We start from the raw sequence: 16,062 nt of genomic DNA on the forward strand, positions 1-16,062 counted from the left end.
GCTACCACCCCTAGCAACCCCTAACAGGCGTCTTCGAGGCGCCCCCTAAGGGCCGCTACCGGGTCCACGGGGAAGTAGGTTCAGACCTCCCACCTCCGAACGGCGCGCGCGGAAAGGCGCGCGCCGCTCCCGGTTGTGAACAGCCCTTCACATGCCCGGACGGCCGCGGGCCAGTGGGTAGACTGCGAGTCGCCGACGCGCCCGTCTAGTGAGTTCTGCCCTTGGAGCCGCAATGCGAGTCGTCCTCGCGGAGGACCTCTTCCTACTGAGAGACGGGATCAGCAACCTCCTCAGTTCCCACGGGTTCGAGATCATCGCCTCGGTCGGCAGCGGCCCGGAGTTGGAGGAGGCACTGCGGCGGCACGTCCCCGACATCGTCGTGGTCGATGTGCGGCTGCCGCCGTCCCACACCGACGAGGGGTTGCGCATCGCGCTGTCCGCCCGGCGCGAGAACCGCGGCCTGCCGGTACTGGTGCTCTCCCAGCACGTGGAGCAGTTGTACGCCCGGGAGTTGCTGTCGGACTCGGCCGGCGGGGTCGGCTACCTGCTCAAGGACCGGGTGCTGAACGAGTCCCAGTTCATCGAGGCGGTGCACCGGGTCGCCGCGGGCGGCACCGCCCTGGACCCGGAAGTCATCGGCAAGTTGCTGACCAGCAACGCCGGCACCACGTCGCTCGCGACGCTGACCGCCCGGGAGATCGAGGTCCTCCAGCTCATGGCCGAGGGGCGCTCCAACACGGCCATCGCGGCCCGGCTTCACGTCAGCGAGGGCGCGGTCAGCAAGCACACCACGAGGGTCTTCAACAAGCTGGGCCTGGCCGCCTCCGACGACGACAACCGCCGGGTGCTGGCGGTGCTGGCGTACCTCAATCGCACCCCCGGGACGTGACCGCGCGATCCCCTGCGCATCCGCCACGTGTGACGCGTGTCTCAATTGCCCGCGATGCACCGACTCTTGACCAAGACCCGGTCGCGAACCCCGAGCTCCGGTGGCAAGATTTCGACGGGAATCGCGCGCAGCGCAGCGCGGCGGACCCGGGAACGGATGCCGGCGCCCCGATACCAGATCGGTCGCCTAATTGCCGAACCCAACCGCCGGCCATATGCGATAGATTTACCACTCACGGAATTGGCCAGCTCCTTGACGTCGCCTCAGAAAACCCCTCGTTAACAAGTATTGACTGAAGCTTTGCGGCGACGGATGGGAGTTTGGAAGGGGGACAGTGCATGCTATTCGCCGAACGCGACTTCGAGATGGCTCTACTGAGAAACCTGTACTCCAAGTCGGAACAGGGCAAAGCTCAGACGGTCCTGGTCGAAGCGCCCGTCGCCTGCGGCAAGACCGCATTGCTCCACAGGTTCGCAGAGCAGGCCGAGGAAACCGGCGCCGTCGTTCTCACCGCGACCGGTTCCCGCGCCGAACAGACCCATCCGTTCGGCCTCATCAGCCAAGTGCTCCACCACCAGGAACTCCAGCCAGCGCTCGGCGGGGACGCCTACGCGCTGCTCGCCCAGGCACCGGCCCCCGCCGAGGGGCCGGATCCGGTCACCATGCAGCAGACCACCGCGCAGCTCGCCCGGGCCCTGTGCGGCGCCCTGTTGGAGCTCACCGCCCAGCGGCACGTGGTGCTCTCCATCGATGACATCCAGCATGCCGACGAGTCGACGTTACAGATCCTGCTGTTCCTGCTGCGCCGCCTGCGGAGCGAACGGCTGCTGGTGCTCCTCAGCGAGTGCCAGGTCTCGCCCCCGGCCCACCCCACCTTCCGTGCCGAGCTGCTCCGCCAGCCCAACTCCCACCGCATCCAACTGCTTCCGCTCACCGTCGCGGGGATCACCGAGGTGCTCGCCGAGTACGTCGACGAGCTCACCGCGGCCCGCCTGGCCCCCGCCTACAGCGAGGTGAGCGGCGGGAACCCGCTGCTGCTGAGCGGACTGATCGAGGACGCGATGGTCCAACAGCCGGGCGGCGGCCGGACGTTGGCGGCCCGGCCGGTCGCCAAGGAGTCCTTCCAACAGGCCGTGTTCGCCTGCCTGTACCGCTGGGACGAGAGCACCATCGAGGTCGCCCGCGGCCTGGCCCTGCTCGGCGGCCACGCCAGCCCGTCCCTCATCGGGCAGGTGACCGGCATGAAGAGCGCGCAGGTCGAACAGATCATGGGCGTGCTGACCCACTCCCGCTTCCAACGGGGCGGTCGACTGCGCCACCCCGCCGTCAACGCCGCCGTGCTCAACACCCTCCCGCTCGACGACAGCGGCCGGATGCATCTGCACGCCGCGCGGCTGCTGCACGACTGCGGCGCCGATCCGCTCAGCGTCGCCGAACACCTGATCGCCGCGGGCAACGCCCCGGACACCTGGGCCGTTCCGGTCCTCCAGGACGCCTGTGCGCAGGCCCTCTCCGAGGAGCGGGTGGACCTCGCCGTGGAATGCCTGGAGTTGGCCCGGTGCAGTTGCGACGACGATCCGCAACGGGCGGCGCTGGTCACCCTGTCGCTGGCCCGGCTGAAGTGGCGCCGCGATCCGTCCGCCGCCGCCTGCCACCTCACCCCGCTCAAGGAGGCCCTGGTGGCGGGGCTCCTCCAGGACCGGGACGCGATCACCGTGGCCCGGTACCTGCTCTGGCACAGCCGGGTGGAGAACGCCCAAGAGCTGTTGGCGCGGCTGGAGTCGGTGGTCGACACCTCCGACCCCTCGACCGCGGCGGACCTGGGCAGCCTGGAGGACCTCCAGCACTGGCTCCGCCTGGACCCCGTCCCGGCCGGCCGGGACGGGGCCGGGACGCCGGCCGCCATCAGCCTCTTCGTCGCGCAGCCGGCGGAGTTGACGACGTCGTCGGTGCTGGCGTCCGCGCTCCGCGACGGCCCGGACGGCGCGGCGGTGCACTGGGCCGAGTCCGTGCTGAGCAGCATCTCGCTGGGCGACACCACCATCGGCACGGTGCAGTTCGGGCTGTCGCTGCTGCTCCACGCCGGCCGGCTGGACCGGGCCACCGCGGCCTGCCTGGGCTTCCTGGCGGAGGCCCGGGCGAGCGGAGCCAACACCTGGCAGGCGCTGCTCACCGCCATCCACGCCGAAATCGCCCTGCGCCAAGGGGATCTGCCCGCCGCGGAGGAGCGGGCGGTCCAGGCGCTCGGGCTGATCTCCGCGCACGGCTGGGGGGTGGCCATCGGCTATCCGCTGGCGGTGCAGTTGCTGGCGCAGACCGCCATGAGCAAGCACGAGGACGCCTCCCGGGTGGTCCGCCGGGCCGTGCCGAAGGCCATGTTCCAGGGGCTGTACGGGCTGAAGTACCTGCACGCCCGGGGTCATCACTATCTGGCCACCAACCGGCTCCAGGCCGCCCTGTCCGACTTCCGGCGGTGCGGCGACCTGGCCCGGGACTGGACGCTGGACCTGCCCGCGCTCGTACCGTGGCGCAGCGATCTGGCGCAGGTGCAGCTCGGCATGGACCGGCCCGAGGCCGCCCACGGGATGGTCGTCGAGCAACTGTCGCTGCCGGGCGCCGACTCGCCCCGCACACGCGGCATTTCGCTGCGCGTGCTGGCGGCGACGGAGTGCCTCAAGCAGCGCCCGGGGCTGCTGCGCGAGGCCATCGGGCTGCTCCAGGAGTCCGGCGACCGCTGCGAGCTGGCGCTGACCCGGGCGCAGCTCAGCCGCGCCCACCACGAGCTCGGGGAGTTCAACCGGGCCCGGATGATGGGGCAGTTGGCGATGCAGGTCGCCGAGGACTGCGGCATGGAGACGCTGTGCCGGCAGGTGCTCTACCCGTCCGACGGTGCCCCTCGCCCGGACGGGGCGCCCACCGACGCCGTGGACACCCTCAGCGACGCGGAGCGGCGGGTCGCCGCGCTCGCCGCGACCGAGCACACCAACCGGGAGATCGCGCGCAAGCTCTACATCACGACGAGCACCGTCGAGCAGCATCTGACGCGGGTGTACCGCAAGCTCAACGTGAAGCGCCGGTCGGACCTCCCGCTGCGCCTCAGGGACCGTGAACCGTTAGTGGCCGACAACGCTGTCGGGCGCAGCAAGGGCGCGCTGCCGCCCGAGTCGGTCGCCTCGTAAGGGGGGCGTTGCGCGAGGGGGAGCCGCTGCCGCGGGAGGTGGCGGCTCCCGCCCGTTTCCGGCGATGACTGGGGTGCGATAGGGGTTGCTCCCGGTGGTCCGGCACGTCTTGTATGGGGCCGGCTCGGCCCGCTCCCCCGTTCTCTCGTGCGGCCGCCGCACTCCGCCGCCGCAAGGCACCGGCGGCGGGCGACAGGGGCGAAGCTCCACCGGCCGGTACCGGTACTCAAGAGGAACGACTGGGGGAACCCTCGATGTCAGATCTGCACGGTGGGCCGCTGCTGTTCGTCAGCAGCTCGGAGTCCGGCCGGATCAACCCGCTGCTGGCCATCGCCGCCGAGCTCGGCCGGCGCGGCGGCGTCGAGTCGGTCTTCGCCACGACCGAGGACTGCCGCGGCGACATCGAGGCGCTGCCCGGCACGCCCCCCGTGCGGTTCGCGTCCCTGGGCGAGCCCAACCCGGCGCACCTGCCGAAGACTTGGGACAACGAGACGTTCGCGGCGTTCACCGTCGCCTCCCGCGCCCAGGCGGTCTCCGCGTATCTGGAGCGGGTCACCGACGCCGACTTCCTGCAGACCGTCTACGACCGGCTGCTGACGGTCGTGGACGAGGTGAAGCCCGCGCTGATCATCGCCGACCAGGACGTGCCCTACGCCTTCGACGCGGCGCTGGCCCGGGACATCCCGTACGTGATGACCGTGCCGATCCCGATGGGCGCGGTCTACGGCCACCGGGTGCCCGAGGAGTACCCGAAGACCTTCACCGGCCTGCCCCTGGACATGACGCCCGAACAGCGCGCGGCCAACGAGGAGTTCACCCGGGAGGTCGGCGAGTGGGCCGCGAACTCGGCCGGCATCAGGAAGTTCGTGGAGCAGCGGGTGGCCGCCGGCTTCGCCAACCCGGCCTGCGTCTCGTCCCAGTACGCGGACGGCGCCCGGGCGGTGCTGGGGCTCACGGTCTTCGGCGTCGACTACGAGTTCCCCGACCTGCCGGAGAACCTCACCATGGTCGGCGCGCTGGTCCCGCCGGAGCCGGCCGGGGCCGAGCGGACCGCGCTGAGCGACTGGCTCGACGCGCACGAGTCGATCGTCTACATCGGCTTCGGCACCATCATGCGCCCCTCCGCCGGACAGATCGGCGCGCTGGTCGAGGCGGTCCGGCAACTCCCCTCACAGCACCACGTGTTGTGGCGACTGCCGGAGTCCCAGCAGCACCTGCTGCCGCCGCGCGCGGAGCTGCCGGCCAACCTCCGCATCGAGTCGTGGCTGCCGTCCCAGACCGAGGTGCTGGCCCACCCGCACGTGCGGGTGTTCTTCAACCACGGCGGCGGCAACGCGGTCAGCGAGGGCTGCTACTTCGGCAAGCCGCTGCTGGTGATGCCGTTCTGGATGGACTGCTACGACTGGGCGGCGCGCGTCGTGGACGCCGGCTTCGGCCTGACCGTCAGCTACGCGGCCGAGCCCGACGCGGCGTGGATCGCCCGGCAGTTGACCGCGCTGCTGGACCAGGAGGGCTTCACCGAGCGCGCGCGGTTCTGGAGCGCGCGCCAGCGGGAGGCGGGTGGCCTCGCCCGGGCCGCGGACCTCGTCCTCGCGCACGCCGCCGCCGGGCCGTCGCCCCGGGCCTGACCCGTACCGCTGGAACAGGAGCCTGATCAGTTGCGCGTCCTCGCCACCGTCAACGCCTCGCCCTCGCACGCCCGCAAGTTCGTCCCGTTGGTCCGGGCCCTGACCGACGCCGGGCACGAGGTGCACTTCATCACCTCCGCGCCCGTCGTGAAGGAGCTGGCCCGGGAGAAGGTCGGGATCTCCACCCTGATGCCCAACGCCTACGACGGGCTGAAGGCGATGCTCCAGGGCATGGCCGCGGCGGAGGCCGCCGGGGTGGAGACCCGTACCGACGCCACCGACCACACCGAGGGCTTCAACGCGCTGTTCGCCTTCGACTTCTGGCGGGAGCTGCTGCCGCCGGTGACCGAGGCGGCCCGGGAGTTCAAGCCGGACCTGCTGCTGCGCGACGACTTCGACCTGCTGGGGTACCTGGCGGCCGAGCAGTTGGGCGTCCCGCACGTCACGATGTCGGGCGGCTCCACGATCCTGCTGGACCCGGCGCGGCTGGCCGACCCGCTGGACGCGCACGGCGCCGCGCTGGGCGTGACCGGCTCCGGCCGGGGCCTGTACGGCTTCGGGCGGGTGGACTACGTCCCGGCCGAGCTGTCCTTCACCGCCCACCCGTGGCCGGTCGAACTGCGCTTCCGGCAGCCGGTGTTGGCCCGGCACGGCGAGTCGCTGCCGCCCTGGATCACCGAACTGCCCGCGGACAAGCCGCTGGTGTACGCCGCGCTGGGCACCTCCCTGCCGATGCAGGCCGAGCTCCAGCAGCAAGGGGTGACCCTGCCGTCGTCGATCCGCCCGGAGCACGAGGCGCGGCTCATCGTGGAGGCGCTGTCCGAGGTGGACTGCGTGGCGCTGGTGGCCAGCGGGGGGATCGGCGCGGACCTGCCGCGGGCCCCGCATGTGCACCTCGTGGACTCGGTGCCGCAGCCGCTGGTGCTGGAGGTCGCCGACCTGTTCCTCAACCACGGCGGCTACAACGGCATCCGGGAGGCGCTGCGGTCCGGGGTACCGATGGTGGTGTGCCCACAGGGCGCGGACCAGCCGCACAACGCGCGGCGGATCACCGCACTGGGACTGGGACTGCAGGCGGCCGACGCGACGGCGGAGGCGGTGGCCCGGGCGTGCGGGACGGTCCTCGGCGACGGTGCGTTCCACCACCGGGCCGCGGAGGCGAAGCGGAAGGTGCTGGCCATGCCGGGCGTGGAGACCGCCCCCGCGCTGCTGGAGCGGATCGCGTCCGACCACGCGTGACCGGCAACCGAATCAGGCAAGGTCGACGTGGAGGAGCGAGGAGTTCATGGGTTACGAGTACCCGGTGTCCCAGCCATGGCTCGAAGGGCGTGAGCTGGAGTATGTGACGGAGGCGGTCGGCAGCGGCTGGATCTCCTCCCAGGGGCCGGCGGTCAAGCGGTTCGAGGAGGCGTTCGCGGGCTACAACGACGTGGCGCACGGCGTCGCGTGTTCCTCGGGGACGACGGCGCTGACGCTGGCGCTGCGGGCGCTGGGCGTGGGCCCCGGCGACGAGGTCATCGTGCCGGAGTTCACGATGATCGCTTCGGCCTGGGCGGTCGAATACGTCGGCGGCACGCCGGTGTTCGTCGACTGCGGCGACGACCTCACCATCGATGCCGCGCGCATCGAGGAGAAGATCACGCCGCGCACCAAGGTCATCATGCCGGTGCACGTCTACGGGCGCCGCTGCGACATGGACGCGATCATGGACATCGCGTTCCAGTACGGCCTGCGGGTGGTGGAGGACTCCGCCGAGGCGCACGGGGTGCGGCCGGTCGCCGACATCGCGTGCTTCTCGCTCTTCGCCAACAAGATCATCACGTCCGGTGAGGGCGGCATCTGCCTCACCAACGACCCTTGGCTGGCGGGCCAGATGGCCCATCTGCGCGGGATGGCCTTCTCCTCGGAGCACAACTTCCTGCACAAGAAGCTGGCCTACAACTTCCGCATGACCAACATGCAGGCCGCGGTCGCACTGGCGCAGGTGGAGCGGCTCGACGAGATCCTCGCCCGGCGCCGCGACATCGAGAAGCGGTACGACGAGGGCCTGCGGGACATCCCGGGGGTCACGCTGATGCCGCCGCGCGAGGTGCTGTGGATGTACGACCTGCGCGCCGAACGCCGGGAGGAGCTGCGCCGCTTCCTCGCCGAGGCGGGCATCGAGACCCGGCTGTTCTTCAAGCCGATGAGCCGGCAGCCCGGCTACCTCGACCCGATCTGGCCGACCCTCAACGCCCACCGCTTCGCGGAGGACGGGCTGTACCTGCCGACCTACACCCAGCTCACGGCGGCCGACCAGGAGCGCATCGTGGGCGCGATCCGCGAGTTCTACGGCGCCGGCTGAGCGCGGACGGACGCCGATGCGGCGGGCGGGCCGCGGGGGACAACTCCCGTGGCCCGTCCGCTTTTTGACGCCCACGACGCGCGATCCGACGCACCACACCACCGGCAACGCAAGGATCCGGCGTGCGTGCGGAGAACTTGTCTCCGCACGCACGCCGGTGGGCAACGCCGGGCCGCGGGGGTCAGCCGGCGGCGTCGGCCCTCGGGGTGGTGGTCTGTTGGGGGTCGGCGGCCCCGCCGAGGACGCCCTCGATCGCGTCGGCGGCCCGCGGGGCACCGCCGGCGTCCCGCGCGTGGCCGGCGAACTCCCGCACCCGCCGGGCGATGTCGGGGTCGCCGAGGACCTGCGCCACCGCGTCCCGGATCCGCTCCCCCGACAGCTCCTCGTGCGGCACCTTCACGCCGAGGCCGGTCTCGACCAACCGGTCGGCGACCGCGGTCTGTTCGGGCAGCATCGGCACCGCGACCTGCGCCGCGCCGAAGTACATGGCCTCCGTGGTGCCGCCCATGCCGCCGTGGCTGACGAAGGCGGCGGCGTGCCGCAGCACGGCGGTCTGCGGCAGCCAGGCGTGCGCCTCGATGTGCGGCGGCAGCGGGCCGAGGTCCTCGGGCGGCAGGTGGCGGCCGGTGGAGAGCACGACGTGCCAAGGCGCGTCGGCGAACGCGGTGACGCAGTCCCGCAGGAACTGCTCACCGGCGTCGTAGCGGTGGGACCCCAGGGAGAGCACGACGACCGGGCGGTCGGTGGTGGGCGGGGTCCAACTCCGGTCGTCGGCGCGGGAGCCGAGGCAGGGACCCACGAACACCGGGTCACCGTCCTCGAACCGCTCGGCGGCGTACTGGAAGGGCTTGGGGAGCACGGCCAGGGAGAGCGCCTGGGACTTCGCGTGGAAGCGGTCCACCGTCATGTCGAGCCCGTGGACGGCGAGGAACTCGGCCAGCATGTCGACGATCATCTGGGAGACGCCCGTCTCGGCCAGCATCGTGCTGGTCTCGGGGAGCCGCTCGTAGAGGTTGAACTTGGCGTTGGCCGCGAAGGTGGGGAACACCTGGACCGCGGGGCAGCCCGCCTTGAGGGCGATCAGCCGGCCGACGGCGAGCACGGTGGTGTCGTAGAGCACCAGGTCGGGGGCGTCCGCGGCGAAGCGGGCCACCGCGACGTCGGCGGCGTCGACGGTCTGCCGGAACTGTGCCGCCGAGAGCTCCGCCGCGTTCTCGGCGGTGACGGTGGCGGCCCTGCCGGCGAAGACCGGCTCCGACGCGGGGTGGATCAGCGCGGTGGCGCCGGTGGCCTCGACCCGCTCGGCGAATTCCTCGGTCGTCGGCCAGGTCACCCGGTGCCCCCGGCCCACCAGTTCCTCGACGATCCCGAGGAGCGGGGTGACGTGGCCGCCTGCGGCGTAGCTGAAGACGGCGATGTGGGCGCGCGGCATGGGGGCTCCTGTGGGGCGGGGCGCGCCCGGGGTGTCGGCCGGGCGCGCGTCGGTGTGCGGGGAACGGGCGGGGTCGCCCCAGGGGCAAGGCCCTAGAGGCGTTCCACCGTGGTGCCGTTGAGCCGCAGCCCGCGGCGGCGCATGTAGAGCCGGCCGTAGCGCTTGCTGACGAGTTGGAACAGCACGATGCTCACCACGAACATGACGGTGGTGACGGTGGGCACCGCGTCGATGTCGAGCCGGTAGGCGAGGAACATCCGGATGACGCCGTCGAGGAAGAAGCCGACGCCCCAGATGACGTTGGTGACCCGCATGATGTGGCGGATCTCCGCGTAGTCCTGCCAGAGCGCCTCCCACTTCGCGGTCGACTCGGCCGACGTCTGGAGGCTGATCAGGCCCTGGAAGATCGCCGGGCGCTTGTGGGTGGTGAGCAGCAGCGCGATGCCGAGCACGACGGTGAGCACACCGCTCTTGGCGAGGATCCAGCGGGGGCTGCCGGTGATCAGGGAGGTGAGGCCGCCGATGATCAGCAGGCTCAGGGTGAACAGGGAGACCGGGTCCGCCTTGCGTTCCTTGATGATCGTGTAGAGCGCCTTCAGGAAGGGCGGGACACAGCCGATGAGCAGGGCGTTCAGCGGGGAGACGCCGTACTCGCGCAGCCCGTAGTACAGCCCGAGCGGCAGGATCAGGCTGATGAACAGGGACTTGAGCAGGCCGCGGCGGGCGGCGGCGATCTGCTTCTTCTCCTCCTCGGTGAACCGCGCGTTCCCCTGGGGCGCGGAACCGTACGGCTCCTGATACGGCGCGGCACCGTAGTGCGGCTGCTGGCCCTGGCTCATCTCAATGCTCTCCCGTGTTCGCTTCCCGAACGGCGCCCGGACGCGGGTCCTGACGGTCGTTTCGACGATAGGGCCGGGGCCGGACGCGAGGAATCCGTATAGGCCCCGAAGTGGGGTCTAGATAGACCCACCCCTTGCCCGGACTCAGCTCTACCCCTATGAGGAGTGGACGGCACCCCTATAGGCGTCCGAACGGGCCCCTACCAGCGGGAGGTTGAGGGTGATGGTGGTCGGCCCGCCGAGCGGGCTGACGATGGAGAGCGTCCCGTCGAACGGGGTGAGGCGGCGGGCGATGCCGCTGAGCCCACTGCCCGGGCCGGGGGCCGCGCCGCCCCGCCCGTCGTCGGTGACCGTCACGGCCAGCGCCCCGTCCTTGGTGACCAGGTCGATCGCCACCCGGGTGGCGCTGGCGTGCTTGGTGACGTTGCTGAGCAGCTCCGACACCGCCAGGTAGACGGCGGTCTCCAACGGCTGCTGGATCGACTCGGTCAGCTCCAGGTGCACGGCGACGTCCAGCGGGCTGTCCATGGCCAGGGCGCGGACCGCGTCGCCGAGTCCCCGCTCGGCCAGCACCGGCGGGTGGATGCCGCGCACCAGGTCGCGCAGCTCCGCCAGGGCCTGGGCGGCCGCCTCCTGGATCTCCCCGACGACCTGCTTGGCCGCGGCGGGGTCGGAGTCGACGAGGTTCTTGACGGTGTTCAGCTTCAGGCCGATGGCCAACAGCCGGGCCTGCGACCCGTCGTGCAGGTCCCGTTCGATGCGGCGGAGTTCGGCCGCCTGGGCGTGGGTGGCGATGGTCCGGGTCTCGGTGAGCTCCTCGACCCGTTGGGCCAGCAGCCGACCGCCGGTCGGGGCGAGCAGCAGGTGCGCCCAGCGGGTGTGCAGCCGCAGCAGCGGTTCGGCGAGGACGCCGCTGAGGGCGATCAGCGGCAGCGCGAGCAGCACGCCGAAGACCGGGTGGGACAGCGCCGACCAGTCGCCGGGCAGCAGCCCGAGCAGCGCGTGCCAGGGCGCCGCGGGGTCGTAGGGGAGGAACGGCCCCGCCAACGGCCACCACAGCCAGGGCCACAGCAGGGCGAAGACGCCGATCAGCGCGGGCAGCGTCAGCGGCAGCACCACCAGGGCCACCAGCAGCGGGTCGGTGGCCAGCCACACCAGGTCGCGCCAGGTCGCCACGTCGCTCCTGATCCACCGCACGCGCTCGCGCTGGGCGGACTGCCGCTGGCTGGTGTAGAGGCGCTTGCCGGAGCGGTAGAGGCCGTCGGCACGCTGGCGCGGGGGCGGCGGCTCGGGGAGGTACGGCGCGGGAAGGGTGAGGCCGGTGCGGTCGCGGACCAGTCGGCGGCCGAACTCGACCAGCCGGCGGGCCGGTGCGGCGACCAACTCCCACCAGAGCACGGCCAGGCCCAGCACGTGCAGCACGACGAACGCCACGGTCAGGAACGCGAACATCGCCCACTCCGCGACCGCGACGCCGATCAGCACCGTCAGTCGGTGCAGCGCCACCCCGGAGCGCATCACCGCGCGCACCGCCGCCCCGTAGCGGGAGCGCCGGCACGGGGCGAGCAACAGCCGCGCGGCCGCGGCGTGGCAGCGCAACAGCGCCGGGCCGGCGGCGCACCCGACCACGGCCAGCAGCACCCCGGCCGGCACCAGCCACGCCCCGGCCGCGTCGACGGCCCGCAGCGGCGCGACGAGGTCACCGAGGTGCAGCGCGCCCGCGCCCGCCGCGGCGACCACCGCGCCCGCCCCGATCAGCGCGGCCGGCAGCGCCGCCAACGGCCCGCAGCTCAACGGCGCCAGCAGCAGCCACGCCAGGTCCCGCCAGGACGCGTCGTCGTTGACGATCCAGCGCACCAGCAGCTTGTGGTGGGGCATCCAGGCCGAGCGGTAGAGCTTGTTCTGATATCGGTGCAGCCCGTCGGCGTCCGCCCGTGGCGGGGCGGGGCGCGGGTGGTACGGGATCGGGACGGGCACCGCCGACCAGATGCCGGCCAGCCGCCGGGTCAGGTCGGTGAGCGCGCGGCCGCGTTCCACCACGGTGACGTGTACGTAGGGGATGCCGAGGAGGTAGGTGGCCTGCGCGGTGATCAGGGTCGCGGCCAGCAGCACCAAGCCGGCGGCGTCGAGCGCCCAGAGCGCCAACCCACGTACCGGCGCCAGCGCCACCATCCGCGGTCGGGTGCCCGGGGGCCGTCCGGAGGCGTGCCGCCCCGCGGCCGCCCGGCTGCCTTCCGTCCGCACGCTGGCTCCACCCCGCCTTCCGCAACGACGTGTTGAGGGCTGGCGCCCGTCCGGTGGATCAGGGTCGGACCGGCTCCAGGGCGAACAGTCTCGCAGAGCCGTCCGCCGCCGTCCGTTGCCCGGTCCGGAGTGCCCGGGACGACCGCGGGGCGGACCGGCAGCGCTCTCCGCCGCCGGCCCGCCCCGGGTGTGGTGTGCCGGCGGTTACGCCTCGACCCAGCCGTGCCGGGTGGCGACCTCGGTCAGCCGGCGGCGGATCTGGAGGATCTGCTCCCCGGTCGCGCCGGGCGCCGCGAGCAGCAGCGTCTCGGTGATTTCCCGAGTGAATTCCTTAACGGTCAGCACGTCGCACAGGCCGTCCTCGATGCCGTCCCGCGACACCGGGTGGCCCACCGAGAACGAGGCGGCGGGCACGGCCGGGGCGCCCGAAATGACCCGCACGTCGGCCGCCTTGAGGCCCCGGTCGCCCTCCTCGATGTCGAACTCGACCGTGACGCCGGGGGCGATCAGGGACTTGTCCACCAGGAGGTCGTTGACGTGCAGAAAGACGTCTCCCCCACCATTTTCGGGAGACACGAACCCATAGCCGCGAACTGCGTCGAAACGAATTACTTGTCCAGTAGCCACAATAAACCCCACCGCTCACACGAAAATACCCAGGGCGCGGAAAACACTCACGCCAGCCTGGATGGTATTCGGTACACCGCACGAATTTCCAGTCCGGGCGAATAACACGGGCATCAACCGCGCCGAACGCGGCGCCCGCGCCGGGCTACCGGGCGTCGAGCAACCCGGAAATCGTCTTGGCCACCGTCGAAATGACCGTCGGCGCCTGCGCGTTGAGGTAGAAATGGCCGCCCGGGTAGGTGTGCAGGTCGAAGGAGCCCTCGGTGTGCTGCGCCCAGTCCCGCACCTCGTCCAGGGTCGCCTTGGGGTCGTCGACGCCGGTGTGCGCCTGGATGGGGGCGGCGAGCTTCGGGCCGGGGGTGTAGCGGTAGGTCTCGGCGGCCCGGTAGTCGCCGCGGATGGCGGGCAGGACGAGGCGCAGCAGCTCCTCGTCGCCGAACACCTCCGCGTCCGTGCCGTTCAGCGCCCGCAGTTCGGCGATGACGCCGTCGTCGTCCCGCAGGTGGACGCTCTCGTCACGGATCCGGGACGGCGCGCGCCGGCCGGAGGCGAACAGCACCAGCGGCACCGTGCCCCGGCTCTCCAGGCGGCGCGCCAGCTCGAAGCCGAGGGTGGCGCCCATGCTGTGCCCGAACAGCGCCAACGGCCGGTCGGTCCACGGCAACACCTCCTCCACCAGCGCATCGGCGAGCGCGGGCAGCGAGTCGATGCACGGCTCGTGGCGACGGTCCTGCCGTCCCGGGTACTGCACGGCGAGCACCTCGACGTCGGGCGAAAGCGTCCTGGAGACGGGGAAGTAGAACGGCGCGGAGCCGCCGGCGTGCGGCAGGCACAACAGCCTGGCCCGCGCGCCGTCAGCAGGGTGGAACCGGCGGATCCACGGGCTGGTGTCGGTGGGGTTCGCGCTCACCTGGCGTCGTCCTTTCGTGCTGCTCGCGTGGGGCGGCTCCCCCTGGGAGCGAGCGGTCCCCCAGGAGCCTGCCGGTACCGGGCGGGCGCGCACAACCCCTAACTTTTCCGGGCATCGGGGGGCCGGAGTCAGGGGCCGGTCAACGCCCGTGGATCCGGGCGGGGTTGCCGGGTGCGGCGCTAGGCTGACCGCGGCCGGTCGCCCGGTCGCCCGCACCGCGTGCTGACCGGCCCGCTCCCGAAAGTCGACGCCCGGACGCCCCGAGAGGACGCCGTGATATCCGAGTTGCTGCCCCAGCCGATCGAGACCGCCGAGGCGTTCGGCGACGCCGATCCGTTGCCCCGACTGTTCCCGCAGGAGGCCGCCCTGGTGGAGCGGGCGGTCGCCGGGCGCCGCGGGGAGTTCGCCACCGTGCGGGCCTGCGCCCGCGAGGCGTTGGCCCGGCTCGGCCACGACCCGGTGCCGATCCTGCCCGGGGAGCGCGGCGCCCCGCGCTGGCCGGACGGGTTGGTCGGCAGCATGACGCACTGCCGGGGCTACCGGGCGGCCGCGCTGGCCCGCGCCACCGAGCTGGCCACCGTCGGCCTGGACGCGGAGCCGAACGGCCCGCTGCCCGGCAACGGCGTCGCGGAGACCGTGCTCCGCCCCGCCGAGCGGACCCATGTCGCCCAACTCGCCGCGGACCGCCCGGAGATCCACTGGGACCGGCTGGTCTTCAGCGCCAAGGAGAGCGTCTACAAGGCGTGGTTCCCGCTGACCCGCCGGTGGTTGGACTTCGAGGAGGCCGAGGTCACCGTCGATCCGGCGGCCGGCACCTTCCGGGCCCGGCTGCTGGTGCCCGGGCCCGAGGTGGCCGGCGCCCGGCTGCCGGGGTTCGACGGGCGGTGGCTGGCGCGGGCCGGGCTCCTGGTGACGGCCATCGCCGTCCCGGCGCCGCGGTCCGGAGCTCAGCCGTTCACGGCCGGGATGACCTCCCGCGCATAGGCGTCGATCACCGCCTCCTTCGCGTCGTGCATCGCGTAGAGCGCGAACTGGTCGACGCCCAACTCCCGCAGCCGGTTCAGCTTTTCGACCTGCGCGGCGGGCGGGCCGATGAGGCAGAAACGGTCGACGATCCCGTCGGGGACGAAGGCGGTGTCGGGGTTGTCGGTGCGGCCGTGGTGCGCGTAGTCGTAGCCGTCGCGGGCCTTGATGTAGTCCGTCAGCTCGTGCGGGACCAGGCCCGAGTCGGCGCCGTAGGTGGAGACCAGGTCGGCGACGTGGTTGCCGACCATGCCGCCGAACCAGCGGCACTGCTGGCGGGCGTGGTCGAGCGCCTCGGGCGAGTCGTCGGCGGTGACGTAGGCGGGGGCGGAGACGCAGATCTTGACGTCGGACGGATCGCGGCCGGCCGCCGCGGCGGCGTCCCGGACCGCCTTGATCATCCACTCGGTGAGGAACGGGTCGGCGAGCTGGAGGATGAAGCCGTCGGCCTCCTCACCGGTCATCCTCAGGGCCTTGGGGCCGTACGCGGCCATCCAGACGGGCAGTTGGGCGCCCTCGCGCACCCAGGGGAAGCGGACGACGGTGTCGCCGCCGATGTCCGCCTCGTCGCCGCGCCCCAGCGCCCGGATGATCTTCATGGCCGCGCTGATCCGGGCAAGGGTGTTGGGCTTGCGGCCCGCGACCCGCATCGCGGAGTCGCCCCGGCCGATGCCGCACACGGTGCGGTTGCCGTACATGTCGTTGAGGGTGGCGAAGGTGGAGGCGGTCACCTCCCAGGCACGGGTGCTGGGGTTCGTCACCATCGGACCGACGGTGAGGTGGCTGGTCTCGGCGAGGATGCGGCTGTAGATGACGAACGGCTCCTGCCACAGGACGCACGAGTCGAACGTCCAGCCGTAGGTGAAGCCCCCCGCCTCCGCGCGCTGCATGAGGCGGACGACCTCGGAAGCGGGCGGGTCGGTCTGGAGGACGAGTCCGAAATCCAT

Annotated in this window: 12 protein-coding genes; 6 read left to right on the top strand and 6 right to left on the bottom strand. The window is 72.1% G+C overall.

Annotation, left to right across the window (positions count from 1 at the left end; translation table 11 throughout):
- Positions 1–232: 232 nt before the first annotated feature.
- From PV796_RS09270 to PV796_RS09290, 5 genes are all read left to right on the top strand, one after another.
- Positions 233–889, top strand: coding sequence for a LuxR C-terminal-related transcriptional regulator (locus PV796_RS09270; RefSeq protein ID WP_274912461.1), 657 nt, complete (start codon positions 233–235; stop codon positions 887–889).
- Between the two features lie 338 nt (positions 890–1,227).
- Positions 1,228–4,068 carry a LuxR family transcriptional regulator gene (locus tag PV796_RS09275; protein ID WP_274912462.1) on the top strand — a complete coding sequence of 947 codons (2,841 nt, stop codon included), beginning with the start codon at positions 1,228–1,230 and terminating at the stop codon, positions 4,066–4,068.
- A gap of 254 nt (positions 4,069–4,322) precedes the next feature.
- Positions 4,323–5,696 carry a glycosyltransferase gene (locus PV796_RS09280; protein ID WP_274912463.1) on the top strand — a complete coding sequence of 458 codons (1,374 nt, stop codon included), beginning with the start codon at positions 4,323–4,325 and terminating at the stop codon, positions 5,694–5,696.
- A 30-nt stretch (positions 5,697–5,726) separates the two neighbouring features.
- On the top strand, positions 5,727–6,935 hold the full coding sequence (locus PV796_RS09285) for a glycosyltransferase (RefSeq protein ID WP_274912464.1): 1,209 nt from the start codon (positions 5,727–5,729) through the stop codon (positions 6,933–6,935).
- Positions 6,936–6,981: 46 nt separating this feature from the next.
- Entirely contained in the window at positions 6,982–8,040 is a 1,059-nt protein-coding gene (locus PV796_RS09290; RefSeq protein WP_274912465.1) for a DegT/DnrJ/EryC1/StrS family aminotransferase, read from the top strand.
- 181 nt (positions 8,041–8,221) lie between these two features.
- Here PV796_RS09290 and PV796_RS09295 read toward each other — a convergent pair whose 3' ends face one another.
- From PV796_RS09295 to PV796_RS09315, 5 genes are all read right to left on the bottom strand, one after another.
- The gene (locus PV796_RS09295) at positions 8,222–9,472 is read right to left on the bottom strand and encodes a macrolide family glycosyltransferase (protein ID WP_274912466.1); all 1,251 of its coding nucleotides are present in this window, start codon (positions 9,470–9,472) and stop codon (positions 8,222–8,224) included.
- A gap of 92 nt (positions 9,473–9,564) precedes the next feature.
- Complete coding sequence (locus tag PV796_RS09300; protein WP_274912467.1) at positions 9,565–10,311, bottom strand: VC0807 family protein; 747 nt, start codon at positions 10,309–10,311, stop codon at positions 9,565–9,567.
- Between the two features lie 156 nt (positions 10,312–10,467).
- Complete coding sequence (locus tag PV796_RS09305; protein WP_274912468.1) at positions 10,468–12,555, bottom strand: sensor histidine kinase; 2,088 nt, start codon at positions 12,553–12,555, stop codon at positions 10,468–10,470.
- A 204-nt stretch (positions 12,556–12,759) separates the two neighbouring features.
- Positions 12,760–13,131, bottom strand: a complete 372-nt coding sequence (locus PV796_RS09310) for a cold-shock protein (protein WP_376567058.1) — start codon at positions 13,129–13,131, stop codon at positions 12,760–12,762.
- Positions 13,132–13,327: 196 nt separating this feature from the next.
- Positions 13,328–14,092, bottom strand: a complete 765-nt coding sequence (locus PV796_RS09315) for a thioesterase II family protein (RefSeq protein WP_274912470.1) — start codon at positions 14,090–14,092, stop codon at positions 13,328–13,330.
- Positions 14,093–14,365: 273 nt separating this feature from the next.
- Here PV796_RS09315 and PV796_RS09320 point away from each other — a divergent pair, with 273 nt between their 5' ends.
- Positions 14,366–15,076, top strand: a complete 711-nt coding sequence (locus PV796_RS09320; protein ID WP_274912471.1) for a 4'-phosphopantetheinyl transferase family protein — start codon at positions 14,366–14,368, stop codon at positions 15,074–15,076.
- Here PV796_RS09320 and PV796_RS09325 read toward each other — a convergent pair.
- Positions 15,040–16,062 (bottom strand): TIGR03842 family LLM class F420-dependent oxidoreductase, encoded by a 1,023-nt coding sequence (locus tag PV796_RS09325; RefSeq protein WP_274912472.1) that lies wholly within the window; start codon positions 16,060–16,062, stop codon positions 15,040–15,042. The genes PV796_RS09320 and PV796_RS09325 overlap by 37 nt on opposite strands.

Source organism: Streptomyces sp. WZ-12 (assembly GCF_028898845.1).
Classification (GTDB): Bacteria; Actinomycetota; Actinomycetes; order Streptomycetales; family Streptomycetaceae; genus Streptomyces.

Bases quoted from the DNA above. Each gene is read 5' to 3' on its own strand.
- PV796_RS09280 (WP_274912463.1), top strand. From the start codon at position 4,323: ATGTCAGATCTGCACGGTGGGCCGCTGCTGTTCGTCAGCAGCTCGGAG.
- PV796_RS09295 (WP_274912466.1), bottom strand. From the start codon at position 9,472: ATGCCGCGCGCCCACATCGCCGTCTTCAGCTACGCCGCAGGCGGCCAC.
- PV796_RS09325 (WP_274912472.1), bottom strand. From the start codon at position 16,062: ATGGATTTCGGACTCGTCCTCCAGACCGACCCGCCCGCTTCCGAGGTC.
- PV796_RS09300 (WP_274912467.1), bottom strand. From the start codon at position 10,311: ATGAGCCAGGGCCAGCAGCCGCACTACGGTGCCGCGCCGTATCAGGAG.
- PV796_RS09275 (WP_274912462.1), top strand. From the start codon at position 1,228: ATGCTATTCGCCGAACGCGACTTCGAGATGGCTCTACTGAGAAACCTG.
- PV796_RS09270 (WP_274912461.1), top strand. From the start codon at position 233: ATGCGAGTCGTCCTCGCGGAGGACCTCTTCCTACTGAGAGACGGGATC.
- PV796_RS09290 (WP_274912465.1), top strand. From the start codon at position 6,982: ATGGGTTACGAGTACCCGGTGTCCCAGCCATGGCTCGAAGGGCGTGAG.